23 protein-coding genes are annotated in these 24,762 nt (G+C 34.4%); 13 read left to right on the forward strand and 10 right to left on the reverse strand.

The window, feature by feature from the left end:
• Window positions 1-12: 12 nt before the first annotated feature.
• Window positions 13-1,623 carry a family 43 glycosylhydrolase gene (locus tag B0M43_RS15985; protein WP_078007345.1) on the forward strand — a complete coding sequence of 537 codons (1,611 nt, stop codon included), beginning with the start codon at window positions 13-15 and terminating at the stop codon, window positions 1,621-1,623.
• On the opposite strand, the gene B0M43_RS15990 is transcribed toward B0M43_RS15985, so the two are convergent.
• The 3 genes from B0M43_RS15990 to B0M43_RS16000 form a co-directional block, all read right to left on the reverse strand.
• Window positions 1,624-1,839, reverse strand: a complete 216-nt coding sequence (locus tag B0M43_RS15990) for a hypothetical protein (protein ID WP_078007344.1) — start codon at window positions 1,837-1,839, stop codon at window positions 1,624-1,626. It abuts the gene before it with no gap.
• 86 nt (window positions 1,840-1,925) lie between these two features.
• Window positions 1,926-3,215 carry a M20 family metallopeptidase gene (locus B0M43_RS15995; RefSeq protein ID WP_078007343.1) on the reverse strand — a complete coding sequence of 430 codons (1,290 nt, stop codon included), beginning with the start codon at window positions 3,213-3,215 and terminating at the stop codon, window positions 1,926-1,928.
• Between the two features lie 72 nt (window positions 3,216-3,287).
• On the reverse strand, window positions 3,288-3,938 hold the full coding sequence (locus B0M43_RS16000; RefSeq protein ID WP_065449848.1) for a DUF1349 domain-containing protein: 651 nt from the start codon (window positions 3,936-3,938) through the stop codon (window positions 3,288-3,290).
• Between the two features lie 162 nt (window positions 3,939-4,100).
• On the opposite strand from B0M43_RS16000, the gene B0M43_RS16005 reads away from it, so the two are divergent.
• Together B0M43_RS16005 and B0M43_RS16010 are read left to right on the forward strand one after the other, a co-directional pair.
• Window positions 4,101-4,868, forward strand: coding sequence for a LuxR C-terminal-related transcriptional regulator (locus B0M43_RS16005; RefSeq protein WP_078007342.1), 768 nt, complete (start codon window positions 4,101-4,103; stop codon window positions 4,866-4,868).
• Window positions 4,869-5,525: 657 nt separating this feature from the next.
• Window positions 5,526-5,720 (forward strand): hypothetical protein, encoded by a 195-nt coding sequence (locus tag B0M43_RS16010; RefSeq protein ID WP_065449850.1) that lies wholly within the window; start codon window positions 5,526-5,528, stop codon window positions 5,718-5,720.
• A 62-nt stretch (window positions 5,721-5,782) separates the two neighbouring features.
• Here B0M43_RS16010 and B0M43_RS16015 read toward each other — a convergent pair whose 3' ends face one another.
• On the reverse strand, window positions 5,783-7,003 hold the full coding sequence (locus tag B0M43_RS16015; RefSeq protein WP_078007341.1) for a DUF763 domain-containing protein: 1,221 nt from the start codon (window positions 7,001-7,003) through the stop codon (window positions 5,783-5,785).
• A gap of 120 nt (window positions 7,004-7,123) precedes the next feature.
• Here B0M43_RS16015 and B0M43_RS16020 point away from each other — a divergent pair, with 120 nt between their 5' ends.
• Together B0M43_RS16020 and B0M43_RS16025 are read left to right on the forward strand one after the other, a co-directional pair.
• Window positions 7,124-7,648, forward strand: a complete 525-nt coding sequence (locus B0M43_RS16020) for a PPC domain-containing DNA-binding protein (RefSeq protein WP_078007597.1) — start codon at window positions 7,124-7,126, stop codon at window positions 7,646-7,648.
• Window positions 7,649-8,052: 404 nt separating this feature from the next.
• Window positions 8,053-8,658: a hypothetical protein gene (locus tag B0M43_RS16025; protein ID WP_078007340.1), complete on the forward strand. Its 606-nt coding sequence runs from the start codon at window positions 8,053-8,055 to the stop codon at window positions 8,656-8,658.
• Here the strand turns inward: B0M43_RS16025 and ilvN are convergent.
• Both ilvN and B0M43_RS16035 read right to left on the reverse strand, forming a co-directional pair.
• Complete coding sequence (gene ilvN, locus B0M43_RS16030; protein WP_078007339.1) at window positions 8,655-9,161, reverse strand: acetolactate synthase small subunit; 507 nt, start codon at window positions 9,159-9,161, stop codon at window positions 8,655-8,657. The genes B0M43_RS16025 and ilvN overlap by 4 nt on opposite strands.
• Window positions 9,162-9,581: 420 nt before the next feature.
• Window positions 9,582-11,756, reverse strand: a complete 2,175-nt coding sequence (locus B0M43_RS16035) for a TonB-dependent receptor (protein WP_078007338.1) — start codon at window positions 11,754-11,756, stop codon at window positions 9,582-9,584.
• Window positions 11,757-12,099: 343 nt separating this feature from the next.
• Here B0M43_RS16035 and B0M43_RS16040 point away from each other — a divergent pair, with 343 nt between their 5' ends.
• Window positions 12,100-12,735, forward strand: a complete 636-nt coding sequence (locus B0M43_RS16040) for a hypothetical protein (protein WP_065449856.1) — start codon at window positions 12,100-12,102, stop codon at window positions 12,733-12,735.
• Between the two features lie 178 nt (window positions 12,736-12,913).
• Window positions 12,914-13,369: a hypothetical protein gene (locus B0M43_RS16045; protein ID WP_065449857.1), complete on the forward strand. Its 456-nt coding sequence runs from the start codon at window positions 12,914-12,916 to the stop codon at window positions 13,367-13,369.
• Between the two features lie 57 nt (window positions 13,370-13,426).
• Here the strand turns inward: B0M43_RS16045 and B0M43_RS16050 are convergent, their stop codons facing one another.
• Both B0M43_RS16050 and B0M43_RS24655 read right to left on the reverse strand, forming a co-directional pair.
• Complete coding sequence (locus tag B0M43_RS16050) at window positions 13,427-14,293, reverse strand: IS3 family transposase (protein ID WP_210418029.1); 867 nt, start codon at window positions 14,291-14,293, stop codon at window positions 13,427-13,429.
• Window positions 14,293-14,727: a transposase gene (locus B0M43_RS24655; RefSeq protein ID WP_210418026.1), complete on the reverse strand. Its 435-nt coding sequence runs from the start codon at window positions 14,725-14,727 to the stop codon at window positions 14,293-14,295. The genes B0M43_RS16050 and B0M43_RS24655 overlap by 1 nt, the downstream gene beginning before the upstream one ends.
• 783 nt (window positions 14,728-15,510) lie before the next feature.
• Between B0M43_RS24655 and B0M43_RS16055 the strand changes: the two genes are divergently transcribed.
• Both B0M43_RS16055 and B0M43_RS16060 read left to right on the forward strand, forming a co-directional pair.
• Window positions 15,511-18,705 carry a SusC/RagA family TonB-linked outer membrane protein gene (locus B0M43_RS16055; protein WP_078007337.1) on the forward strand — a complete coding sequence of 1,065 codons (3,195 nt, stop codon included), beginning with the start codon at window positions 15,511-15,513 and terminating at the stop codon, window positions 18,703-18,705.
• Between the two features lie 11 nt (window positions 18,706-18,716).
• Entirely contained in the window at window positions 18,717-20,141 is a 1,425-nt protein-coding gene (locus B0M43_RS16060) for a SusD/RagB family nutrient-binding outer membrane lipoprotein (RefSeq protein ID WP_078007336.1), read from the forward strand.
• Window positions 20,142-20,282: 141 nt separating this feature from the next.
• Here B0M43_RS16060 and B0M43_RS16065 read toward each other — a convergent pair whose 3' ends face one another.
• Complete coding sequence (locus tag B0M43_RS16065; protein ID WP_078007335.1) at window positions 20,283-21,101, reverse strand: alpha/beta fold hydrolase; 819 nt, start codon at window positions 21,099-21,101, stop codon at window positions 20,283-20,285.
• A gap of 374 nt (window positions 21,102-21,475) precedes the next feature.
• Between B0M43_RS16065 and B0M43_RS16070 the strand changes: the two genes are divergently transcribed.
• Window positions 21,476-21,910, forward strand: coding sequence for a hypothetical protein (locus B0M43_RS16070; protein ID WP_078007334.1), 435 nt, complete (start codon window positions 21,476-21,478; stop codon window positions 21,908-21,910).
• Window positions 21,911-21,961: 51 nt separating this feature from the next.
• On the opposite strand, the gene B0M43_RS16075 is transcribed toward B0M43_RS16070, so the two are convergent.
• Window positions 21,962-22,303 (reverse strand): helix-turn-helix domain-containing protein, encoded by a 342-nt coding sequence (locus B0M43_RS16075; protein WP_078007333.1) that lies wholly within the window; start codon window positions 22,301-22,303, stop codon window positions 21,962-21,964.
• Between the two features lie 123 nt (window positions 22,304-22,426).
• Here B0M43_RS16075 and B0M43_RS16080 point away from each other — a divergent pair, with 123 nt between their 5' ends.
• The 3 genes from B0M43_RS16080 (at window position 22,427) to B0M43_RS16090 (ending at window position 24,733) form a co-directional block, all read left to right on the forward strand.
• Complete coding sequence (locus tag B0M43_RS16080) at window positions 22,427-22,966, forward strand: YceI family protein (RefSeq protein ID WP_078007332.1); 540 nt, start codon at window positions 22,427-22,429, stop codon at window positions 22,964-22,966.
• Between the two features lie 277 nt (window positions 22,967-23,243).
• Entirely contained in the window at window positions 23,244-23,813 is a 570-nt protein-coding gene (locus tag B0M43_RS16085; RefSeq protein ID WP_065449864.1) for a Crp/Fnr family transcriptional regulator, read from the forward strand.
• A gap of 128 nt (window positions 23,814-23,941) precedes the next feature.
• Window positions 23,942-24,733 carry a type 1 glutamine amidotransferase domain-containing protein gene (locus B0M43_RS16090; RefSeq protein WP_210418030.1) on the forward strand — a complete coding sequence of 264 codons (792 nt, stop codon included), beginning with the start codon at window positions 23,942-23,944 and terminating at the stop codon, window positions 24,731-24,733.
• Window positions 24,734-24,762: the final 29 nt, after the last annotated feature.

Here is a 24,762-nt window from a genome sequence, read left to right on the forward strand (position 1 = left end):
TATTAAAAAAAAATGAAAATCAAAAGAAAGTATTCCCTAAAATTCATATTGATTCTTCTGTGTATGATCAATTTATGCAGCATTCATAAGGTTTCAGCGCAATTGTTGAATATAAAAAATGATGTTTTTAGATATACCAAAGACGGGCAACCTATTAATAGTCAGGGCGGCGGGATATTTAAATTTGCTGATCCGGTTACGGGAAAACAAAAATATTATTGGTACGGAGTTCATTATGCCGAAGCTGATACGTATCGAAATGATCCATCAGTAACTTTGCCCAATGCGACTTTTCAGTCGGTTACGTGTTATAGTTCTTTCGATTTGGTGAATTGGGTTTTTGAAGCAGATGTTTTATCGAAGGAAAAAGTCAATCAAAACGGTAAAACCTGGGTCGGTCGTTTGGGAGTTGCGTATATCAAAGAATGGAAAAAATATGCCATGTTTGTTCAGCATGATAAAGAAGTTTTAATTACTGTTTCAGATACTCCAACGGGTCAGTTCGAATGGCATCAGAAAATAAATATGGAGAAAATGATCGGGACGAGTAATACGGGCGATCAAACAGTTTTTACAGACGAAGATACCGGAAAATCATACCTTATTTACTCTTACGGAAGAGGCAGGAACAAAATATACGTTTCGGAAATTGGCATTAAAGACGGAAAAATAAATTTACTGGATTGTACCGAAGTTTTTAAAGGTGAAAGCCGTGAAGGAAATTGCCTGTTCAAGTACAACAATAAGTATTATATGTTTGCGTCGAATATTTATGGCTGGGATGGATCATTTGCTTATTATTTAGTGGCTGATGATATTAGAGGGCCATATCTTCCAACAAATGAAATGTTGGTGATGAATGGAGCTTCGGAGGATTTTGCGCATGTTTCGCAAACAGGATTTTTCTTTTCTGTAAAAGGGAACAAGCAGGAAACTATTGTTTTTTGTGGCGACAGATGGGCTAATTTTGCCGGAAACGGATTAGGATATAATCAATGGTGTCCGCTTTCTTTTGATGGTAAAACGCCTTATTTTAATTCGCTAAGTTCCTGGAACCTGGAAGAAAAAACCGGTATCTGGAAAGTAGCCGATGATAACAATTATATCAAAAACGGAAGTTTCGAAGCAGACCGCAGGCATATTCCGAGCCCTGTAAAACCGGTGCAAATACAACTAACAGGCTGGGCAAGTGAAGTTATTGAAGGAAATTCGATAGGATTGGACAGCATTCATTCGCCGGTTTTAAATCATTTTAATACCAAAAGCGAAAGAGAAGTCGTTATTGGCGAAAAGAGCCTGAACATAAGTGATAAAATTAATTTTAAAAGAAAAACGTTTCAAACTATTGCATCTTCGCCGTACGTAAAACTCGAAAATGGTTTGTATACCTTAACAGCCAAAATAAAAAACAGTGATGATTTCAACAATCTGGAAATGTACATTATAAGCAACGGGAAAAAGCTACAATACAATATCAAAGAAAAAAATGAATCCTGGAAAACCATCACCATTACTAACATTCCTGTAAAAGGAGGAAAGGCCGAAGTTGGTTTTCTGGCTGACGGAAAAGCAAAAGCATTTTGTTATGTTGATGATGTTACTTTGGTCAGGACAAAAAAATGATTACTTATTCGCTTTTTTAACCCGATTTTGACTTCTCATTAAACTGTAATCGCAAACTCCGTTTAAGGCATATTCTATTTTATATTCGGCCAGAAGCTGTGTTACTATTTCCATAGTATCCTTTTCATCAAGTCCAATTTGCGCACCAAGATCTATAATATTATGGTGTCCGTTACTTATTATTAAAGTGTTTAGGAATCGATCTTTATCTCTCATTGTTTTTATCTTTTTTTGAAATGAAGATGTTATTTTTAATAAATTATACATACGCTTTTTGCTTTTATATGAATGTTTTATGCCGTTTAATTTCCATTCGCCTTTTCGAAAATTAAAGAAGAAAAACTGCTGACCCCGGTTTTAATACATTCTTCATCTACAGTAAAATTAGGTGCATGATTCATGGCAATATTTCCTTTTTTGAAATTAGAACCTCCAAGAAAAAAGTAAACACCCGGAATTTTTTGCTGGAAATAAGCAAAGTCATCATTAAAATAAGGAACCTGACCATAATCTGTCACTACGAATCCTTTTCCGTAAATAGCGTCAAGTGTTTTTACTGCACCGCTGGTCAATTTTTTATTATTAATAACGGTTGGATTTTCCTGTGTAAATGAAATCGAAAGCAATTTATCTTTAAGATTATCAGCTTCTATTACTTCTTTCACTTTCGGAACAATATTTTTTAAGTTTGAAGCATTGGTTTCATACAAATAAGCATCCAGAATCAGTTCATTATTTTTAGAATGAATAGCAAATTTCTCGTCCATTATTAAGTAATCTTTAAAAACGGTATTGGTGTTTGCAAGTCCAATTTTTGGGTCGGTCATATTTTGTATTTCCCAAGGTTTTGTTCCCGCTGCAAATCGGGATAAGACGTCATGAATTTTTTTGGTGAGTGCTGCTGTCTGCTCTTTTGTGAGATCTTCTTTAAATTTAATTTGTATTCTTTTTTGGTAAGCAAACATTTCATTTGGCCTGACCATTATTTGATCGAATGGCAAGGCAGTTATATGCAGTCCGTAAATTTCTTCAAGGTGTATTGTAGAAAATGATGTACTGTTGAGCATGTTTTTTGCTCCCACAAATGTTTCTTCCTCAGGTTGAAAAACAAAATAAACCGTTCCTTTTAGTTCTTTTTTATTTTTTGAAAGCACTTCGGCGATTCCCAGCGCAATTGCCATATGTACATCGTGTCCACAACCATGTTGAATTCCCTTTATCTTAGATTTAAAAGCAACATTATCAGCAAAGTCATTTGGGAGTGCATCCATATCAGCTCGCCAGGCAATATTCTTTCCTTTTTTGGCACCTTTTAAAATCCCTATAACGCCGTGACCATAAATATTGGTTTCAACTTCAAGTCCAAGATCAAGTAAATATTGTTTGATTTTTTGTTGTGTACGAATTTCATTTCCTGCTAGTTCAGGATTTTCATGAAAGTCTCTTCTAATGTCAACGAGCTTACTAAAAATATGATCTGTTTCGACTTTTATCGATTCATGAATTGCATTCTCTTGTGGTTGCTGGCAAAAAGCCTTTTGGCAAAGCGCAAGAATGCTTACTATTATGTATACTATAAATTTTAAATTCATGATTCGGTTTATTTTGGCTTCGTTAAGAGTACAATAGAAGAGACGACATTTTCTGAGAAATGTTACATTATTTTATTGATTGTTTTTTAGCCACTCTAGACGTCTCTGATCCGGAAGATGCGTAATTTTAAAATCTTCAAATGTAGCAGTAAAGCCTTTTCCGTCAGGACTTGCCGCCATCATACCCACTTGTACGGTTTTATGTTCCGGAAAATAAACTGTATTGGTCATCGTATAATTGACTCCGTCTATCGAATAAAAAATTTCTACTGCGTCCAGTCGGCGAACGGCTTTCATCCAGACATTTTTTGGTTTTTCTTTTAAACCCATTACACTCCACGAACTTTTATCGATAGTATGAACAGTACTAATATTATAAATACCGTCTACATATTCGACACCGGTTTTGATGTAATTGTTTTCATCAATTCGCAACATCAGGCAAACCTGATCGAATCTGGTTTTGTAAACGCCGCTCATTTTTACAACAGTTTCAAATTCACCGCTTCTTTCTGTATACAAAAATGGCCCGTCGTAAACTGTAAATCCGTAATGACTTTTGTTCCAGTAATCAGATTGAGGCGTAACCTGCATCGTGAGTTTGTTGTCTTTTATTTCCCACTCAGCGGGCTCATTCAGCCAGTTCATTGAATTTAATTTTTGAGCATTTCCTTTTATTGCCATAATACCTATAAAGATTAAAACTAAATGCATTCTCTTCATGATTTCTTAAATTTGAATTTTATTAATAATTTACAAAGTAGGCGATTCATTATTTTTACAGCAATAGTTATTTATAACCATTTTAAGGTTTAACGAATAAATTGTTTATTTTTAGCCCGCTCTATGGTAGTTTCATACTATTAGAATAAATGAAGTTGTGTTATGAATCCCATTTCCAAATTAGAAGATCAATTTTCCTTTGAATCTATTGACAGCCTGGACAAGCGCAAAGAAGCTTTGCAGGAGGCCATTTGTACAATGAAAGAATTTGTAAAAATCGATCATTCGGTAGCGGTATTATCAGATTTGGCCGACAATAAAAGCTATATTTTTACCGGTGATTTCGGGAGTTTTTTCGAAATGGATACTTCCGGTTTTTTAACCATTGATTCTATTTGGGAAGAAGATATTTACCAGCGCATTCATCCTGAAGATCTTTTTGAGAGGAATCTTCTGGAACTGGAGTTTTTCAATTTTTTAAAAAACCTTGAACCTAACGAAAGACTGCATTATGCAACTCAATGCAAAATCAGGACCCTGAACAGTAAAAAGGAATATCAGCGTATTTTACATCGTAGTTTTTATCTTAAAAACAGTTCAGAAGGCGGTTTATGGCTGGCGGTTTGTCTCTACAATTATTTATTTGAAAAAAAAGAAACGCTAAATGGGATTGATGGAAAAATTGTTAATACCAAAACGGGAGAAAGTTTTTATGTGGATACCTATGTAAACTGCATCAATTTGCTTACATCGCGCGAAAAAGAAGTTTTATTATTGATAGGTAAAGGTGTAATCAGTAAAGAAATTGCCGGTCAGTTAAACATTAGTATCAATACCGTAAACAGACACAGGCAGAATATCCTCGAAAAACTGAATGTAAGTAATTCTATCGAAGCCGTACGAACAGCGGATGCTTTGAATTTGTTGTAGAATTTAATTTGAATGTTTCAATGAAATATTTTATTGGTAGATAGAATTGATGAGTAACATTTCATTGAAAAATTTTGTTTGAACCATTTATTCTTCAAAAAAAATCCAATTGTGATTTCAACCGTCCCTCTGGGACGCTGTCTAAAAAACACTATTTTTTTTCTACCGATGATATGTTCCTATGGAACATGAATTGTTGGTATTTGGCTTTTTAGCGAAAGGGGAAAGCGATATGTTTGAATTTATAAATTCTTTGACAATAAATTATATTAAATCAGAAATTGAATATTATTTATAAGCAAATGTTCCATCGGAACATTTCATTGGTAGCCCAATGAGGAAATAATGGTTTTGATGTTCCATAGGAACATTTGGTTGAACAATATATTTTTCAAAAAGAATCCAATTGCATAATTTCAACCGTCTTGGGATAATATATTACTATGAAACCTGAATTGTTGGCATTTGTGTTTTAAAGACATGGATAGATTATGTCTTTGAATTTGTAAATTATTTAAAAATAAATGGAATGAAATCAGTGGTTTAATACTCATTTCAGCATTAATGAAAGTGTTATTTTGTAACTTTTATAGACGATTGTATAAGTATTGATGCAAGTCTTTTAAGTAATTTTATTAAAACTTAAAAACGCAGCACATGAAAACAAATAATCAAAATCAGAATACTGCTAAGCAAAGTGGTACTGACAATCGAAGTGACATGAGAAAACATCAATATAAGGATCATGATGAAGTTTTAACAAACGATGAAAATTATGATGTTGATACACACAAATTTAAAGGTGAAGAACCTGATTTCGACGATAAGTTGGATAATGAAGAAAAAAAGTAAAAAAAGAAAAACGTCTCAAACCCTAAAATTTTGAGACGTTTTTTTTGATTATATACTGAGTTTTAAAACAATTCAAGTTGATTGCCCGGATTTGGCGGTCTTTTTTTGAGAGGTTTAGCATCGCCAAAAATAGTTCGTCCTCCGTACTTGTGCGATTCGTCCCTTTCTCTTTGTATGAGGGCATCAAAGTTAGAATTGGGCGTAAAACTTTCTTCTGCTTTTCGTGAAATTTCAGATAATTTACGAATAGCATCGATCTTATCATTGTTGCCAATTTTAGCACGATTAATGGCTCTTTGCAAAGTATTGATCGTTTCATCATAAATTTTTACAGGAACAGGAAACGGATGTCCGTCTTTTCCTCCGTGAGCAAATGAAAAACGCGCAGGATCTTCAAAGCGGGTAGGAGTTCCGTAAATTATTTCGCTCACCAATGCCAATGACTGCAAAGCTCGTGGGCCCATTCCTTTTAAAAGTAATAACTCCTCAAAATCTTCGGGCTTGTTTTCGTGAGTAGCCCAAAGCATGGCGCCGAGTCTTTTCATATTAACATCTTCCATGCGTACATCATGATGCGCCGGCATCGAAAGATATTGCATCTCTTTTATAATTTTAGCTGGAGATTCTTTGGCCAATTCTAAAATACCGTCTCTGGATTTTGCTGCCGTTTGAGCAGTAAGGTTTAAAATCGTACCTTGATTTTCACCATAAATAAAAGTATGAGGTTCCTCGACGAAAGATTTTAAATCCTGTGAATGCCAGTGGTATCGTCTGGCAGTTTTAGAATTTGGATTCATTCCTTGCTGAATAACAGCCCATTGTCCTTTATTGTCGACAATAAAATTATGCTGGTACAATTGAAATCCGTCCTGAATGGCTGTGTTATCAACTTTAGCTGTAAGTCGGCTGCAGTTGGCAAGATTCATGCCGTCGAGACCTGTTTTTTCACCCACAAATAAAAGTTCCTGTGGCGTTAGCATCGAATGTTTTCCTTTTCCTCCGCAGATATAAATTCCAAGTTCTTTCGAATGCGGATTTACGGATTTTTTTAAAGCTCCAAGTACCGAAGTTGTAATTCCGGACGAATGCCAGTCCATTCCCATTACAGCACCAAAGCTTTGAAACCAGAAAGGATTACTGAGTTTGCTGATTACTTCGGCAGTAGAAAATTCCATTGCAATAGTTTCTACAATAGCAAAACCGAGTTTAGACATACGTTCGGCGAGCCATAAGGGAACATGCCCATAATGTAAGGGAAGATCTGCTGTACCGGAACGTTTCATGTGATAGGATTGAATTTATACAAAAATACGAAAAAAATATCCGTAAATTTAGAGTTGCTTGATGGTAGCAGTCTTCATAAAAACCATTTATTCAATAAATTAAATTTAAAATTCAATATTATGTTTTTATCCTCTAAGAAAATGCTGGCAATACTACTTCTTTGTTTTGGAGTACATTCGATATACGCGCAACAAAAAGACGACAGCCAAAAATGCCGTTATACCAAAACCAATTATGGCTATTTGATGGTAATGCGTGAAGGCGATAATGTTTTGGCTTTAATCGAAAATCTGGCAAAAGAACAGCAAATTCCGTCGGCCAGCTTTACCGGAATTGGTTTTGCGCAGGAAGTCACGTTTGGCTTTTATGACTTTAATCAAAAGAAATTTAATCCAAAAACGTTTAATAAAGTAGAGATGGGAAGTTTAACAGGTTCTATCGCCTGGAACGAAGGCAAACCATCCATACACATTCACGGTGTTGCAACCGATGATAAGTTTGATGCTTACGGCGGACATATCCTCGCCTTGAAAGTAGGAACCGGTTCTATGGAAGTTTATATTACTGTGAATAGCGAAAAACTGGAACGAAAAATAGAACAGCCTTTGAATGCTAATGTGCTGCAATTGCCTTGTTTAAAATAATATAAAGTGTTTTGAGATTTTAACCGCAATCCCGATAGCTATCGGGGTAATGTCATTAAGTTAAGCTTTTAGAAAACAAAAAAATATTGCAAATCAAATCCGTTTTTATCCGCGTTTTTACGAAGTAAATCTGTTTTATCCGCGTCAAAATTAGACGCTGATTTTACTGATTCGCTAAAGCGAAAACGCTGATAAAAACGGATTTTTCTAATTACTTTCTTGATTAAACTGTTAAATAATTTTGTAGATTGCCTATTAACTTAATGATAGTGAGCTATCGGGATTGTGGTTAAAAATTTTGCGGTTAAAAACCTTTACTGGAAAAAGAAGAAATTACCATGAAATCAGGTATTGTTTTACCTATCGCCCGTTACTAAATTTGTTGTGAATCAAAACTTATTATAATGACAAACAACAACAATAGTAATCGTTCTTTAGCAGTAAAATCAGCATCTTTCAAAAATAAAGCGGTAAAATTAGTGCAGCAGCTTTTTTATGCATCGGCATTTATCCTTTTATTTTCAGCCTGTTCGAGTGATGATGGAGGATCTGATGAAAATAAATCAGACTATTACTTTAGAGCAAGCGTCGGGGGAAGAAAAATAGATTTTCGTACGGCGAAATTTCAGGGCGGAGGTAACGACGATCGTTTTGAAATGATTGTAGTGGGAGGATTTGACGGACCGCATCCTACTAAAGTTGGAGAAGTAATGCCGCCATCATTAGATTTTGAAATATGGAGAGTAGGCGGCAACATTACAGCAGGCACTTATTCAACACCTGCCGAGTTGGAAATGATGGGCCGATATGCGATTCAGACCAAAGACGGAACCATACTTTATAACACGGCTACAGGCGACGATCTTTTTACAGTAAAAATTGAATCCATAAGTAAAAAAGGCATCAAAGGAACATTTGAAGGAACAGTTCGAAATGTGTCATCAGGCGAAACGATTAGTATTACCGAAGGTACTTTTAATCTTCCGTATGATGAGATTGTGAACCCTTAATCAGTTAATTGGAAAGATTCACTGTTCATACTAAGGGCAATTCGGCCACTTTTTATACATTCGATCAATTCAAATTGTTTTAATGCGACAGTTAGAGTATTAATTTCGTCTTCATGTCCCGTGACTTCAAATATGGTGTAATCTTTTTCGATTGTTACATATCGGGCGCTATATTTTCGAAACAACAAATCTGTATTTTCGGGATGGATTACACTAGAGGTTTTTACTTTAAATAATGCCATTTGCTTCCAGACGATTTCTTCGTTTGTGTTGTAATAACACTGAAAAACCTCAATAACTTTTTCGATTTGAAGCGCTACATTCCTTACAACTTCGAAAGTCTCGTTTAAAACAAGGGTAAAACGATACATTTTATCCATTTCACAGGTAGAAATATTGAGGTTTTCCAAAGTTATTTTTCGTCGGGAAAGGATTACGATGATTTTATGCAGTACTACCATTTGATCTTCTGTGTAAACGGTTAAGGTGTATTCTTTTTTCATTTGAAATCTAGTTATTATTGGAGTTTATTTGTTTGATATTTTAATGCCTGAGTTTACCGGAAAATAAAAAAGCCTTTCTCATTTTGACTGAGAAAGGCTTTTATTATTTACACAATAGAATCCTGTCCCGTCATAAAAGACGAATAATAATTGTGCTAATAATAATTGCGCTGCTAGTATTTTGTACTGAATTTTTCATGTTTATTTTAAATAAAAAAAACCTCCCAAAGAGGGAGGTTTTAAATGTATCTGTGTACCTATTTATATAACATCCCTGATCATTATCGAATGATAATAATGCTGCTAATAATAGAGATGTTAATTAAGTTTGTCATTTTCCTTATTGATGAGCGACAAATGTATTGATTTTTATTAAACAGTTTACTCTGAAAGAAAAAAAAGTTTAGTTCGAGACAAAAATTAGAATGCCTGTGCAAAACTAATGGTCAGGCGCGTACCGTTTTCTTTAACATAATTCATATTATTAGACTGCCATTGCGAAATAACAGAATAATAATCTTTATTGAATAAGTTTTCGACTCCCAAACGAATGGTACTTTTTTCCTTGAAAGTATAGCTCGAAGAAAGATTAAAAGCCGTGAAAGATTTTACAGGCCCTGTTCCGTAAGTGTAGGCACCATTAACAGGTTCAAACTTATCCCTGCCTGATGTATTGATCATTTGAACAAAAAGCGACCAGTTTTCTAAAGGTCTAAAAATAGTGTAAGCTGTTAATTTTGGCGGATTGATACGATCGCCTCCTAAATATATTTTTTTGTCTGCAAGTTCACGTTTTCCTTCTGTAAAGGAATAATTTGCTCCAATATCAATTTTAGAATGAAGACGGTATTTTGCTGCTACTTCAAAACCATAAATCTTTTCAGGTGAACGAGAAATCTGCGGATTTCCATCAACATAAACATAAGAAGCACCTAATTTGGATGTGCTGTAATAAACAGCGCCTTCATAAGAAAATTTATCCAAAGCTCCTGAGAATCCAAATTCGTAATTATTGGCCGTAACCGCTTTTATCGAAGTATTGTTTACGGTGTTTTCTTTGGCAGCGCGTAGTACCAAACCTAAATCGGCAACGCTAAAACTCTGGGAGAAACTTACAAAAGGTTTAAACAAAGCCCATTTTGTATAACGCAGTCCGGCATTGAACATGAAGGCATTAAAATCAAGAGCTCCACCATTTACAGCAATTCCGCCGCCAACATAAGTTCCGTTTACATAATTACGAATACCAATAGTGGTATAATCCGGCACATCGATATTTACATTTTCAAGTCTTAAACCTGTTTTTAAAACCAGATTGGGACCAAACATGTTTTTAAGCTGAAAGTACGGGGCTAAATTCGTCATATTCATTTCAGGAATGACCAATCTGCCATCTGTAAGGTGCGTATCTGTTATATCCGAAAGTATATCCAATCCGTACGTTATATTACCTGATATAAGAGGACTGAATTCGTATGGCGTGTTTAAATTTAAACGAAAACCAAGCTTCTTGCTTTGTGTAGCCGGTTGTCCGTTATTTTCAAAAAAGTCACTGTAGTTAATCAACGTGAGATAGTCCTGAAAATAAAGTGTAGCATTAACATCAGTGTTTCCAATTATATTTTCACCTGTATAACTTAAACTGGCGTTATGGTTATAAGGCGTTCCTTCAGGGTCTCCGGGGCGTTGTCCTTTAATTCCCGTAGTTGGCGAATCAAAATTACCGTAAACTCCTGCTTTTGCAATATAATCAGTATGTTGCGTACTATTAAAATAATTGTACATTAACTCTATGCGGTTATTGGTATTGATATCGTAACCAATTTTTGCAAAAGCATTCCAGTTTTTTAGGTCATTCATTCCGTATTCCGGAGAAAGTACGCGCCCTTTGGCATTGCGATATAATCCCGTTTCTTCATAACGTCCGCTTACTACATAATCGATCTTGTTTACTTTTCCGGAAAATAGTTGAGAGACAAAGAAACCCGCCGTACCTTTAGGTTTTACTAGAGAGAAATTAGTTCCTGCCTCAGTAGATCCGCTTATGGTTTTGTCGACATTTGCCTTTTTTGTAATATAATTTATCAAACCACCATCTGCACCATTACCATAAATTGCAGTTGCTCCCTTAATTACTTCTACACGGTCTAAAACAGTAGGATCCAAAGAGCGCATATCTTTGGCACCATCTCTAAGCGGTGTAGATTGCGGAATTCCGTCAATCATGACCAATACACGTCGGCCTCTTAAAGTCTGACCTAAATTTTGAGTTCTGTTAGTCGAAAAACCAAGACCGGGTACAGATGCGCCCAGGATGTCGCTAAGATTAGAACTTATATTGAGTTGTTGCTGTATTTGTTTTTTTGATAAAATAGTAACCGATGAAGGCACTTCGTTTAAGATTTCCGGTTGTCTGGATGCAGAAACTACAATTTCTTTTAATTCGGTATCAGTTCCCGAATTATCCGGTACAATACTGTCCTGACTTTTGATATTTTTATCTTTTGCAGTATTTGTATTCGTTTTGGAAATTTCCTGTGCAGAAAGAGAATTTAGTATGAAGAATATGAAAAGTAGGGGAGATATTTTTATCATTTCTTATTTAGATTAATTTTAAATAATGGCAAATATAGAAAATGTAAAAGGAAACAAACCCAAAGAATTATCATTTTTTATGGTCGAAAAGTTCAATTAAATCTGATGTTGTTGATAGTTAACAAGATACAAACATGGAGTTTGCTTTTTTGAAACATCCATATTAAATAGAAACAGGAAAAAGCAATTATTACCTTGTTAATAAATGGTCTTGTAGTACTGGTGATAATTTTTGATAAAAGTGAAGAATCAAAAAACAACTATGAGGTGATTTTTATAGATTTGTAAAATCTATATATTCGCCAAAAAATCATTGGGGAAACAATTATAAAATCTAAAGACAATGAAATTAGTTACTTCAACATTTTTATTTTTCATATTTATTTGTTCTACTTCGTATGGGCAATTGAGCTCAGATCAAATATTTGAAAGCTTTAAACAAGGAGAACGCACCAACTGTTCATCAATTGCTTTTATTAAGGCTTCGCTGAATGTTTATGGATTAGACAATCTTTTTGTAACTGAAAAATTAAACGATAATTTACAAAAGATAACGCTAAAAAATGATGCATCATTTGAGCTGAATAATCAGGAAATCAATAAAGCTAAAATATCTGCAGGTTTTATATACATCAAAGACAATTGCGAGAGCGAAAAAATAACAGACTATGCCGTATTAACTTATGCCGTAATGGCAAAATACAAGCAGATTATTGACAAGGAAGCTACATTTGACAAAGCATTGGAAGATTTAGAAGATGGGGCAGTATACACGCCAACAATCTATAAATACTTAGGATTTAAACTAGGAAAACAAATACAAAAATTAAAGCGACAATCAGGTAGTGAATTTTGCGGTGTAGTAGCGTGGTCAAAGGCGCATGCAGTTTTTGTTTGCGAGGAATTTATGGACTATTATGGTAACAAAAAAAGTATCTGGATTAAATATCCGGGACGTTTTAGAATAATAAAGACGTAAAAATTAACAGTAATAGCGGTAAAATTTTAGCATCTCACAAAAAATAATTAAATAGTTAGAATAGAGATCGATATAGTAAGAAATTACGACCATTAAATAAAAAAAGGAATTAATAAAGTTGTATTTTAAGTTAATTTATATATTTTTGTTTTTATCAACAACCAATTACATTTATACAATGAAGAGAAAAATTACTTTATTATTATGCGTACTTTTCTTCTTGACAACCGGTGCAATTTCTGCACAGGCAAAAAACGCCCCAAGAAGTATTATTAGCACAACAGCCTTAATCCGTAAATACCATGATCAGAAAGAACTAAGCGGTATGCAAAAAGGAGAACTTCTGGAACTATACATCGAACGTATTAAAGTTTTAGTAAAAACTCTGCCTTACATCGCTTTGGTTACTAAACCAGGTGTTACTATGGCCGACTTAGGAATTCCGGATGATGGAGTTCACAAGAAAATATTAGAGAACCAGGCACTTGGTACTACAACTTTCTTAGATACTACAGTAGAGTTTCAAAGAAAAATGATGCCATACTCAGACAAAGGAAATCTTGTTGCGGCAATCTTATTTTACGAAAACACATTAAAATCTTTACACGAGTTCAATGAATTGAACGAAATGTAATTTATAATTTGACTAGTCCTAAATAATCGATACAGATTATTAGACAAATATATTTAATTAGACACCTGTAATATTTTTTATTGCAGGTGTTTTTCTTTTATAAGTTCTCATCTTTACTACACTTTGTTGATGCATTTGACTTGGAGTGAGCATATAATTAGAGTAATGTGGTCTTTTGTTATTATAAATATCAATTGCATTTTTCACTAAAACCTTCATTACAGCAAGTTTTAGATTAAACTTATCAATATTAAATTCTTGTTTTAAAATTCCATTTATTCTCTCAGCTACTGCATTCTCATAGGGATCAGAGTTTTGGGTCATACTACATTTTATATTGTTTTTATGTAATAGTTTTTGATATTCATCAGAACAATATTGTATTCCTCTATCTGAATGATGTATTAATGTTTTGCCTTTATCTCTGCGTTTTTTTATTGCATTTTTTAAAGCTGTTAAACTACTATGAGCATTCATATTATCTGCCACATTAAAACCCATTATTCTTTTAGAGTAAGCGTCAGTTATTAGACTTAAATAACATGGATTCTTTCTTTTTCCAATATAGGTTATATCTGATACCCAGACTTGCTCTGGTCTACAAATCTCTAACTCTAATATTTGATTTTGATGTTTTCTAAATCTATGATGAGAGTTTGTTGTTATATGGTAAGAACGTTTTGATATTATCAATAAATGATTTGCTCTAAGTATATCTATAAATTTATCTCGGCCTATTTTAAGTTGATTCAACTCGCTTTTTAAAAGATAATACAATTTTCTTGCTCCAATTCGAGGCATTGTATTTCTAATTTCCAAAACCATATTAACAACTTTTGAAGCCAAAAGCTTCTTATCGCAACTTTTTTTTACTCGACGATAGTAAACCTGTCTGTCAATCCCGAACAAAGTACAGGCAAACATTATTGTTTGTTGTTGTTCTTTTTTAAAATGGTCGATTGTTCGGGTGGTGAGTTTTTTCGAATGTCAATTTGATATTCTTTTTCTGCTATATCAATCATCATATCGAAAATAATAGCTTTTTTATCAGCAACGAAAGCCTGCTGTTCTAAAAATGCTCTTTGTTTTTCCAATAACTTCACTTTGGCTTCAAGTTCCATTATTTTCTGTTCAGGAGATTTTTGCATAAGAGAAGGTGTTTGATTGTCCCAATCAAAGTTACCGAATTTTCGAAGCCATTGAACAATTGTTGAACGTGATTGAATAGCATAATCTTTCTTAACTTGAGAAATTGAGGTTTTTCCCTGTTCTATTTCTTGAACAATTTGAAGTTTTAAAGACATACTGTAATCTTTCTGTGTACGCTTAACATAGCGCAATTCTTGATCTTTTTCCATAATGATACTTTTTGTGTATCGCTATTTCAGGACAAGACAATTTTAAAGCAAAAAAAGTCTATACTGAAAAGTATAGACTTTTTTTTTGCCTTAAAGTGAGTTTCTTCATTTGCCACATTTATGTATAACCTTTTTAATGCTGGCACTTTCTCGTTTTTAATATAAGATCATTTTCTTCTTCACTTAATACACTTTTCTAATAGATTCTTTGGATTATTAACCGCTAGAAATAAATTGCTAAAACAAGCCAATTATCGTCATTAATTTTGTCGTAATGCTTTTTCTCGCATTAATAATACATTTTAAAAACACGTAAAATTTCTATTTTCATTTTATCTATTTTAGAAAAATTCCTACACGCTATAAAAAAGAGTAAAACCGTTTAACTGTTTTGTTTTTAGTGTTTTAAAATTTCGACTTGATTTAATTAACATTTTTTTTTCAAAAAATTCGGTTAAAATTTTGGAACTAATAATTTTAATTTACCTTTGTTCTATCAATTTAGTAGAACTTATAATAAAATAAGGCTTTAACAGTAATTTGCGTAATTATTTTTAGAAATATCAGAGCTTAATTTTTTGCATTAAAATCTTATAAGTCTAGCACAAATAATAGTAATCAAAAAAAATAAAAATGAAAAGACGAATGCATAGCTGAAAAAAAAAGACCATTTCTGTTGCAGCAGAAATGGTGAAGCTTAAAGAAATTGTACATCTCTATAAGGAAGTAGGAGTGAAGTAAATCTTCCAGCGCTCGCCTTATTTATTAAACTAAAACAAAGTAATGAAAAAAAAATTAAATAGATATGCATTTGTATGCATTTTGTTGATTTCCATAGGGATTAAAGCTCAAGAAACCAAGCCATTAATTCAATCTAAGCTTGAAGGAATAGTAGTGGATGCTGTTACAAAAGAACCGGTAATTGGTGCTTCTATCAACATAAAAGGTACTACACACGGTGCTGTAACAGATTTTGATGGGAAATTTTATTTCCAGACAGGTCAAAAATTTCCTTATACACTTGTAGTAAGTTATATGGGGTATAAAAGAACAGAAGTAGTAATTACTTCAAATCCTGTTACGGTTAGTATTACTCAGGAACAGAATGCATTGTCAGAAGTAGTCGTGACAGCGCTTGGTATTACTAAGGAAAAAAAATCTTTAGGATATACTACCCAGTCTGTAAAAGGTAAGGATTTGGAAACTACAAAGGAAACCAATTTTCTAAACGGTCTTAGCGGAAAATTAGCAGGAGTTCGTATCACTAATTCACAAGGAGATATGGGATCTTCACGTATCGTTATTCGTGGTGAAACCTCTATCGCCGGAAACAACCAGCCGCTATTTGTGGTAGACGGAATTCCGGTAGACAACTCGCAGTTAGGAAGCGTAGGCGGGGCTACACGTGATTTCAAAAATGCAATTGCCGATTTGAATCCACAGGATATTGAATCAATAAATGTACTTAAGGGGCCTAATGCTGCCGCGCTTTACGGATCGCGTGCTGCACATGGAGTTGTTCTTATTACTACAAAATCAGGAAAAGGTCAGCAAGGATTAGGTGTAACCGTTAATACTGGTATAACGATTACTGAAGTTTCGCTGTTACCTACTTATCAAAATACATTTGGGCAAGGTTCAAACGGAAAATTCAGTTATGTTGATGGTAAAGGTGGCGGTATTAATGATCAAACGGATGAAAGCTGGGGGCCTAAAATGGACGGACGTCTTATTCCTCAATTTAATTCAAATGGTGTAGCAGTACCTTTTGTGGCTCATCCAAATAATGTAAAAGACTACTTTAATACTGGTCTTACTTATGATAATAGTATTTCTGTAGCAAAATCAGATGAAAAATCAGATTTCCGTTTGGGAGTAAACAATCAAAAACAAATAGGGACAGTTCCTAATAGTGAAGTGACCAAAACAAACTTTAGTGTAAATGCCAATTACAAATTGTCAGACAGGGTTAAGGTAGGTGTAACCGGAAATTATATTGTTACAGATGCTCCAACATTACCTGGTGGGCCATCAGGTAATCGTGCTGCGGGTGTGATGCTTCAATTTACATGGTTTGGACGCCAGGTTGATATGAATGCACTTAGAAATAACAGAGATACCAACTGGAACAACAGTTATTACAGCAATCCGTATTGGACCGCTTATTACAATACCACAAGTCAGCAGCGTAACCGCTTAATAGGAGATATCCATTTGGATGTAAAACTTACAGACGACCTTAATTTTAGATTCCGTACTTCTGTTGACAATTATAACGACCGCAGAAAATACACGATAAAATATGGTACAAACGGAACTCCTTTTGGATCGTATGCTGAAGATGCTTATACGGTAAACGAACAAAATACAGAGGGAATTTTTACGTATACTAAAAAAATAAACGATGATTTTACTGTAGATGCTCTTGCCGGATTCAATATTCGCAACCATAGCGACGCAAACAATTATCAAAAAGCACCGCGTTTGGCTGTGCCGGATTTATATACATTGACGAATTCAAGAGATCCCTTAACTTCATCAAATACATTATCAAGATTAAGAGTATATAGTGCTTATGCGTCAGCGCAATTTGGCTATAAAAATTATGCTTATTTAAACGTAACGGCCCGTAATGACTGGTCATCGACATTACCAAGCAGTAACCGCTCTTATTTTTATCCTTCTTTTAATGGTAGTTTGATTTTATCCGAAGTCTTTAATCTAAAAGGTAGTACGCTTGATTTTTTAAAGCTTCGTGGTGGATGGTCTGAAGTGGGTAATGATGCAGATCCGTATCAATTGAATACGGTTTACGATTTTCAAACTGCATTCGACGGAAATCCAATTCAGACTTCGTCTAAGAGAAAACTTAATGAGAATTTGAAACCGGAAACAACCCGTTCTACCGAAGTTGGTTTAGAAGCTACTTTCTTTAAAAACAGACTTCATTTTGATGTTGCTTATTATAATACGAACAGTTTCGACCAGATTCTGGAAATCAAAACAACTGCAGGAAGTGGTTATACATCGCAATTGATCAACGCAGGTAAAGTAAACAATAGAGGTATCGAAATTCAATTGGATGGAACTCCTGTTCAAACTGAAAATTTCAAGTGGAATATTGCCGGAAATTATTCAAAGAATACAAGTAAAGTAGATATTCTTGATTATGATAAACAGATCCAAAATTATACAATTGGTTCTTCAGGTGGTGTTGATGTTTTGGCATCTGTAGGACAAGCTTATGGAGCTCTTTACGGAATAGCTTATGAGCGTGATGCCAATGGGAATATCGTTGTAGGTTCTAATGGATTGCCACAAGCTGCAACGGATAAAAAAGTATTAGGACATTACACTCCGGATTATATAGCAGGTATTACAAATACATTAACCTATAAAAATCTTGAGCTTTCGTTTCTTGTTGATGCCAGTGTAGGTGGAGAGCTTTTTTCAGGAACGAACAGAGTAGGTAATTATACAGGTGTACTGGCTCAGACTCTTCCGGGTCGTGATGCAGCAAACGGCGGATTAAATTATTACGTAACGACTGGCAGTGACGGAAAAGATGTGAAAAATTTGGTATCAGGAGGAAATGCCCCGGCTGGATTACCAGTATATGATGATGGAATGATCTTTAAAGGAGTATATGCAAACGGAACTCCAAATACTACGGTGCTTAGTGCGCAGGAATATTACAAAGCGTCATACAATATTAGTGAAGCGTATATCTACAGTTCTACTTTTGTAAAAATGAGAGAAATTAAGTTGACTTATAATGTAAACAAAAGCTTAGTAAGAAAACTGGGATTGCAGTCAGCAAGTATTACTGCAGCAGGTCGTAACTTGTTTTTTATCTACAAAGAGGTACCCAATATTGATCCTGAAACGGCTTACAATACCGGAAATGCACAAGGATTAGAACAGTATTCCCTGCCATCTACGAGAAATTTCAGCCTTAATGTTAATCTTAAATTTTAAAACACACACTCATGCTAAAAAAAATAGCCTATATAACGCTTTTTGCATTGACATTTAGTTCTTGCAGCGATACATTGGATGATATAAATAAAAATCCAAATGCCACTGAAACTCCATTGGCGCCTTACCTGTTGACAGGATCACTAAAGCAGGGTGCGGATTTATATTGGGGTTCAACAAATAACTTTGACTCCTCATTATTATTTGTTCAGCATTGGGCAAAAATCCAATATACAGAACCGGACACGTTTAATTTATCAAACAGTTCTTTTGTAACTTTATGGAATACAGGATACTCGACTTTGATTACGGATTTAAATACTATTATTAATTTCCCGGAGGCTCAGGCAAATTCTAATTATAAAGGAATTGCACTTGCTTTGCGTTCATGGACTTTTTTATTGTTGACAGATGCTTACGGAAGTGTTCCTTATAAAGAAGCAGGCCTAAAAGTAAATCCGGCGTATAATACTCAAAAAGAAATATATACAGGATTATTGGAAGATTTGAAACAAGCTCAGTCTTTGTTAGGTACAGCAAACGGAGCTGTAACTGGTGATTTGTCTTATAAAGGAGATATTACAAAATGGAAAAAACTGGTAAATTCGCTTCGTTTGCGTATAGCGTTGAGAATTTCAGACAGAGAGCCTGCATTGGCTAAACAAACTGCTATTGAGGCAACAACAGATGCCGGAGGGTTAATAAGCAGTACCAATGATATTTTTAAGTTTACTTACATCAGTTCACCACAGCAAAATCCGGCTTCGGCCTGGTTCGAAACACGTGATGATTACCGTATTTCGAAAACAATGGTCGATAAGTTATATGAGTTATCAGATCCGCGTTTGCCTGTTTACGCTCAATTACCAACAGATCCAAGCGTGGGTAAATATGTTGGAGGTGGAAACGGGTTATCAACTACTGCAGCCAATGCGCAGGGGCTTGCTAAAACATCAAGGCCAGGTACTTACTTCCTGACTTCTCAATCGCCTGCTGTATTTGCTTCTTATTCAGAAACATTGTTTAATGTTGCAGAAGCAGTTGCGCGTGGTTACATTGCCGGAGATGCAGAAGCACTTTATAAGAGCGCCATTACAGCATCATTCAACCAATTTGGTATTACAGATGCGACCGTTATTGCTAATTATCTTAATCAGGCAACTGTTAAATATGATGCGACTAACTACGCCAAATCGATAGGTACTCAAAAATGGATTGCGTTTTACGGGCAAGGTCTTGATGCTTTTGCAGAGTGGAGAAGACTTGACTATCCCGTTTTGGTTGCTGGTCCAAATTCGCTTTTGGAAGGAAAAATTCCTTCACGTTTCTTTTATCCAGGTACAGAGCAATCACTGAATGGAACTAGTTATAAAGCCGCAGTAGACGCGCAGGGAAAAGATTTACTGACGACGAAACTATGGTTTGATGTGAAATAAGCCAAGTACTGAAAGAATATAAAGTTGATGCTTAAAAAATACAAATCAAAAATGATTTTTATAATTAATGAAGCAGTCTTATAAAACAAAAACCTCCAAAAATTTTGGAGGTTTTTTTGTAAAAAAGTATTTTCTATTTCCTTACGATTTTAAAAATTCTAAAATGTCTTTATTAATAGTATCTGCTTCTGTTGTTGGCATACCATGAGGGAATCCCGGATATGATATTAGTTTTCCGTTTTTTAATAATTTTGCAGCTTTAGGTGCCTGATTATAAGGTACAATTTGGTCATCTTCTCCGTGCAAAACAAGAACCGGAATATCCAAACTCTTCAAATCTTCTGTAAAATCCGATTCGGAGAACGCTTTTATTCCTTCATAATGAGCCAGTACAGAACCCATCATTCCCTGACGCCACCAGTTGTATTTAATTCCTTCCTGAACAGTTTTTCCTTCGCGATTCCATCCGTAAAAGGCGATTGGAAAATCATAAAAATATTGAGCTCTGCTAAATCCCGTACCTTTTCTTATTTCATCAAAAACAGACAATGGAACACCATCAGGATTTGCTTCATTTTTTATCATTATTGGTGTTACCGCACTAATGATGATCGCTTTAGCAACACGTGCTTTTCCGTATTTTGCTGCGTAGCGTATTACTTCTCCGCCACCTGTAGAGTGTCCAATATGAATCGCATCTTTTAAATCCAGAGCTGCAGTCAATTCAGCTACATCTGCAGCATAGGTTTCCATATTGTTACCTTCTGAACTCTGACCGGAACGTCCATGTCCGCGTCTGTCATGTGCAATAACACGATATCCCTGTTGAAGGAAAAACATCATTTGTGCATCCCAATCATCAGCAGATAATGGCCATCCGTGATGAAAAACAATAGGTTGTCCTGTTCCCCAATCTTTGTAATAAATTTCTGTTCCGTCTTTAACTGTAATTGTACTCATCTTATTTTGGTTTTAGATTAATATATTTTAATTCAATCTAAGTTTTTGATCTTTTTATTTGACTTAGATTTCTTGTACAAATTTATATAGGATGAGAAGACCTATCCGTTAATCTAGATTAAGTAATGACATTCTCAAAATTAAATTACAACTAATGACGTAAAAAGTGATTGTTTTCTTGTCTTTCAAATTTAACTATATTTTTTGTAATTATCTGTAAATTATGTAATTACAAGTTTATTTAAATGTAAAATATTTTTTTGAGCATTCTGTTATATTTATAAGCTAAATAGTAATCCTGAAAAATGAATTCATGTTAAATCAAAAAACAACTGTTTTCATATCAGTTACTTTACCTAATTAAACCAAACGCTATGACTACAATAGAGACAAGTAATTTTAGCAGGTTTATCGGAATTTGGGTGACCAAAGGGACAATAGTAACCCATACTAATGATCTGGAATTACTAGGTATTGATACCTACGAATATATTTTAAACGAAAATTATATCCTGCACAAAGCTGATGTAATGATGGGTGATGAAAGAACTCAGACTTTTGAAATTATTTCTTTGAACAATTCTAAAGAAAGGGCAAAAATGCAATATTATAATTCGAAAGGCGAAAGCGGGTCTATGACCAGTTATCTGGTCAAAAATGTCTTTAAAATTAAAAGCAGCACCATGAAATTTGAAGGTAAATTTAATGATGAAAATACAGAACTAATAGGTAAATGGTTTGTAAAGGAAAGCGATAAATGGATCGATTTTATAGATATTAAACTTAAAAAGCAAAAAGAGTCGATTTGAAAATTATTCCATAATAGTTGTGTTTTCGCGTTCAATCTAAAGTTACTCCATCTATTTTTCTAAAATTTCTTTTCTAAAAATAACACCCCAATTCATAATCTCATCTAATAGTTTTCGCATCGTCAAACCCAAAGGTGTAAGAGAATATTCTACCGTTACCGGCATGCTGTCATAAAGCGTGCGCGTAATAATTTTATTTGTTTCTAAAGCTTTTAATTCCTGAGATAGCATTTTGGGCGAAATATCTGCGATATCCCGTTGTATTTCTCCAAAGCGTTTGTTGCCATGAGTTAATGAAATAATAATTGGCAAACGCCATTTTCCCTGAATTACTTCTAAGGTATCTCTTGCAACCAGCAATCTATATTGGCAAACATCCTCTTTTTGACTCATAATTATTTGATTTTAAAAACATCCACTTACGTGAAGGTAACTACTTACTCAAAGGTAACTACTATATTTTGTATAGCAAATCTACATAATTTTGTCCTGATAATAAACATTAAAAAAAGAATTATGACAAACAAAACCACCTGGGTAATAGACCCATTGCACTCCGAAGTTTTCTTTAAAATTAAACATTTAGTTATTTCTACTGTAACAGGTTCTTTCAGAAAATTTGAAGGAAATATAATTACCGATGGTACCGATTTTAGCAATGCAAAAGTAGCAATAACCATCGATGTAAAAAGTATCGATACCAATCAGCCACAACGTGATGAGCATTTAAAGAACGGTGATTTTTTTGATGCAGAAACTTACCCGAAAATTACTTTTGAGTCGACATCGTTTGTAAACACCGGAGGCAGTGATTATAAAATGGCTGGAAATCTAACATTGAAAGGTGTAACAAAGCCAATTGAATTAAAAGTAGAATATGGCGGATCAGAAAACGATGGGCATGGTAATATAAAGCATGGATTTGAAGTTCTTGGAATAGTAAATAGAAAAGAATTTGGAATGACATGGAACAAGATGACAGATTCCGGAGGCCTTGGATTAGGTGAAGACGTCAAACTTATCGGAAACATTCAGGTCAGTCAATTAGCTGAATAACTGTAACTTTACAATCTATGAAGTACACAAGCAAAAAGAATAAAGACCTTTTTACTTGTGTTTTTTGTTTAGATTATAATTAAAGACAAAGCAAAAAAACTTTGCGCCTTTGCTCCCGAAAGCTATCGGGATTGCGAGATTATTTTACTCCAATAAAATATCGTCAGATGGTAAATTATCCCCACCAATTTAAAATCTGAAATCAACAATCTAAAATCTAAACTCAGCAATCTAAAATTTAAACTAATCTTCTATCTTTGAAAAAGTAAAACAAACTATGGAGAAGCTGAGAAAACATATTGAAGAAATAATACCTGTTACTGACGAGGAGTTTGAATCTATTAAACCCTTTTTTACAATAAGAAGAGTATTAAAAAATCAATATCTTGTTCAGCAAGGCGATGATGCGAAATATGAATATATCATTATGAGCGGAATTTTCAGAGTTTTTTATCTGGATGAAGACGGCAAAGAACACATCGTGCAATTTGCTACAGAAAACTGGTGGATGTCTGATTACATAGCCTACTTCAATCAAAAACAAGCCAATATGTATGTGGTTTGTATGGAGCCCGGCGAGGTTTTGTGCCTGACACTTGAGGGCAGGGAACAGCTCTCGGTTACGCTGCACAAAATGGAGCACTTTTTTAGAATAAAGCTTACCAAAGGTTTTATTGCGCTTCAGCAAAGGGTTATTTCATTACTTTCTAATAATCCGCAGCAGCGATACAAAGAATTTGCAGACCTGTATCCCAATCTCATGCAAAAAATCCCCAAAAAATATATTGCAGAATATCTGGGAGTGAGCCGCGAAACCCTTAGCAGGCTTTACTCGAACAATAAATAATATAGCTGTTTAAACTCAAAGTGTGATTCCCGTCACACTTTTTTGTGACTTTGCTCCTCGTATTGAGGAGTAGAGCCGGCATAAATTTGCCCTATAAATAATTCATAATAACTTAAAAATTTATAGCCATGAAAAAATTGATGATTCTAACAGCGGCACTTGCCTTTTTTTCTTCTTATGCCCAAAATCAAAAAGAAAACAAAGCAGTAAAACAAACCACAACTTCTAAAAACGAAACAAAAATGAACAAGAAAATTTTAATTATCGTGTCGAATGCCAATGCTATTGGACCAAACAACAGAAGAACAGGAACATTTCTTCCAGAAGTAGCGCATCCTTATGCTGCATTCGAAAAAGCAAATTACCAAATAGATTTTGCCAGCTTAACCGGAGATACGCCTTATTTAGATGCTCTTAGTTTAGCAAGTGATCCTGAAAATCTGACGTTTCTAACAGGAAAAGGATGGGAAACTATGCAAAAAGCCGTTAAGCTATCCACTGTAGAAGTTACTAAATACGATGCCGTTTTTGTACCAGGCGGATTAGCACCAATGGTCGATATGCCGGAAAACGAATTGCTAAAAAAAGTAATTAAAGAAACCTACGAACGACATGCAGTGGTAGGAGCAGTGTGTCACGGTCCGGTTTCTTTATTAAATATAAAACTAAGCAACGGTACTTATTTAGTAAACGGTAAAAACATCACGTCTTTTACAGATGAAGAAGAAAGAGGTTACGCCATTGCAGATGTCCCTTTTTTATTAGAAACAGCTTTAACCAAACAAGGAGCAAAATTTCACGCTGCCGCTAATTGGTCTGCCCACAGTATTGCCGATGGTAATTTGGTTACAGGACAAAATCCTGCTTCTGCAAAAGGAGTGGCAGAAAAGATGATTGTTATTTTAGAATCTAAAAAATAATTATAAGCTAGTCTTTTCATTTCGAGGAA

The sequence above is a fragment of the Flavobacterium sp. KBS0721 genome (assembly GCF_002007065.3).
Classification (GTDB): domain Bacteria; phylum Bacteroidota; class Bacteroidia; order Flavobacteriales; family Flavobacteriaceae; genus Flavobacterium; species Flavobacterium piscis.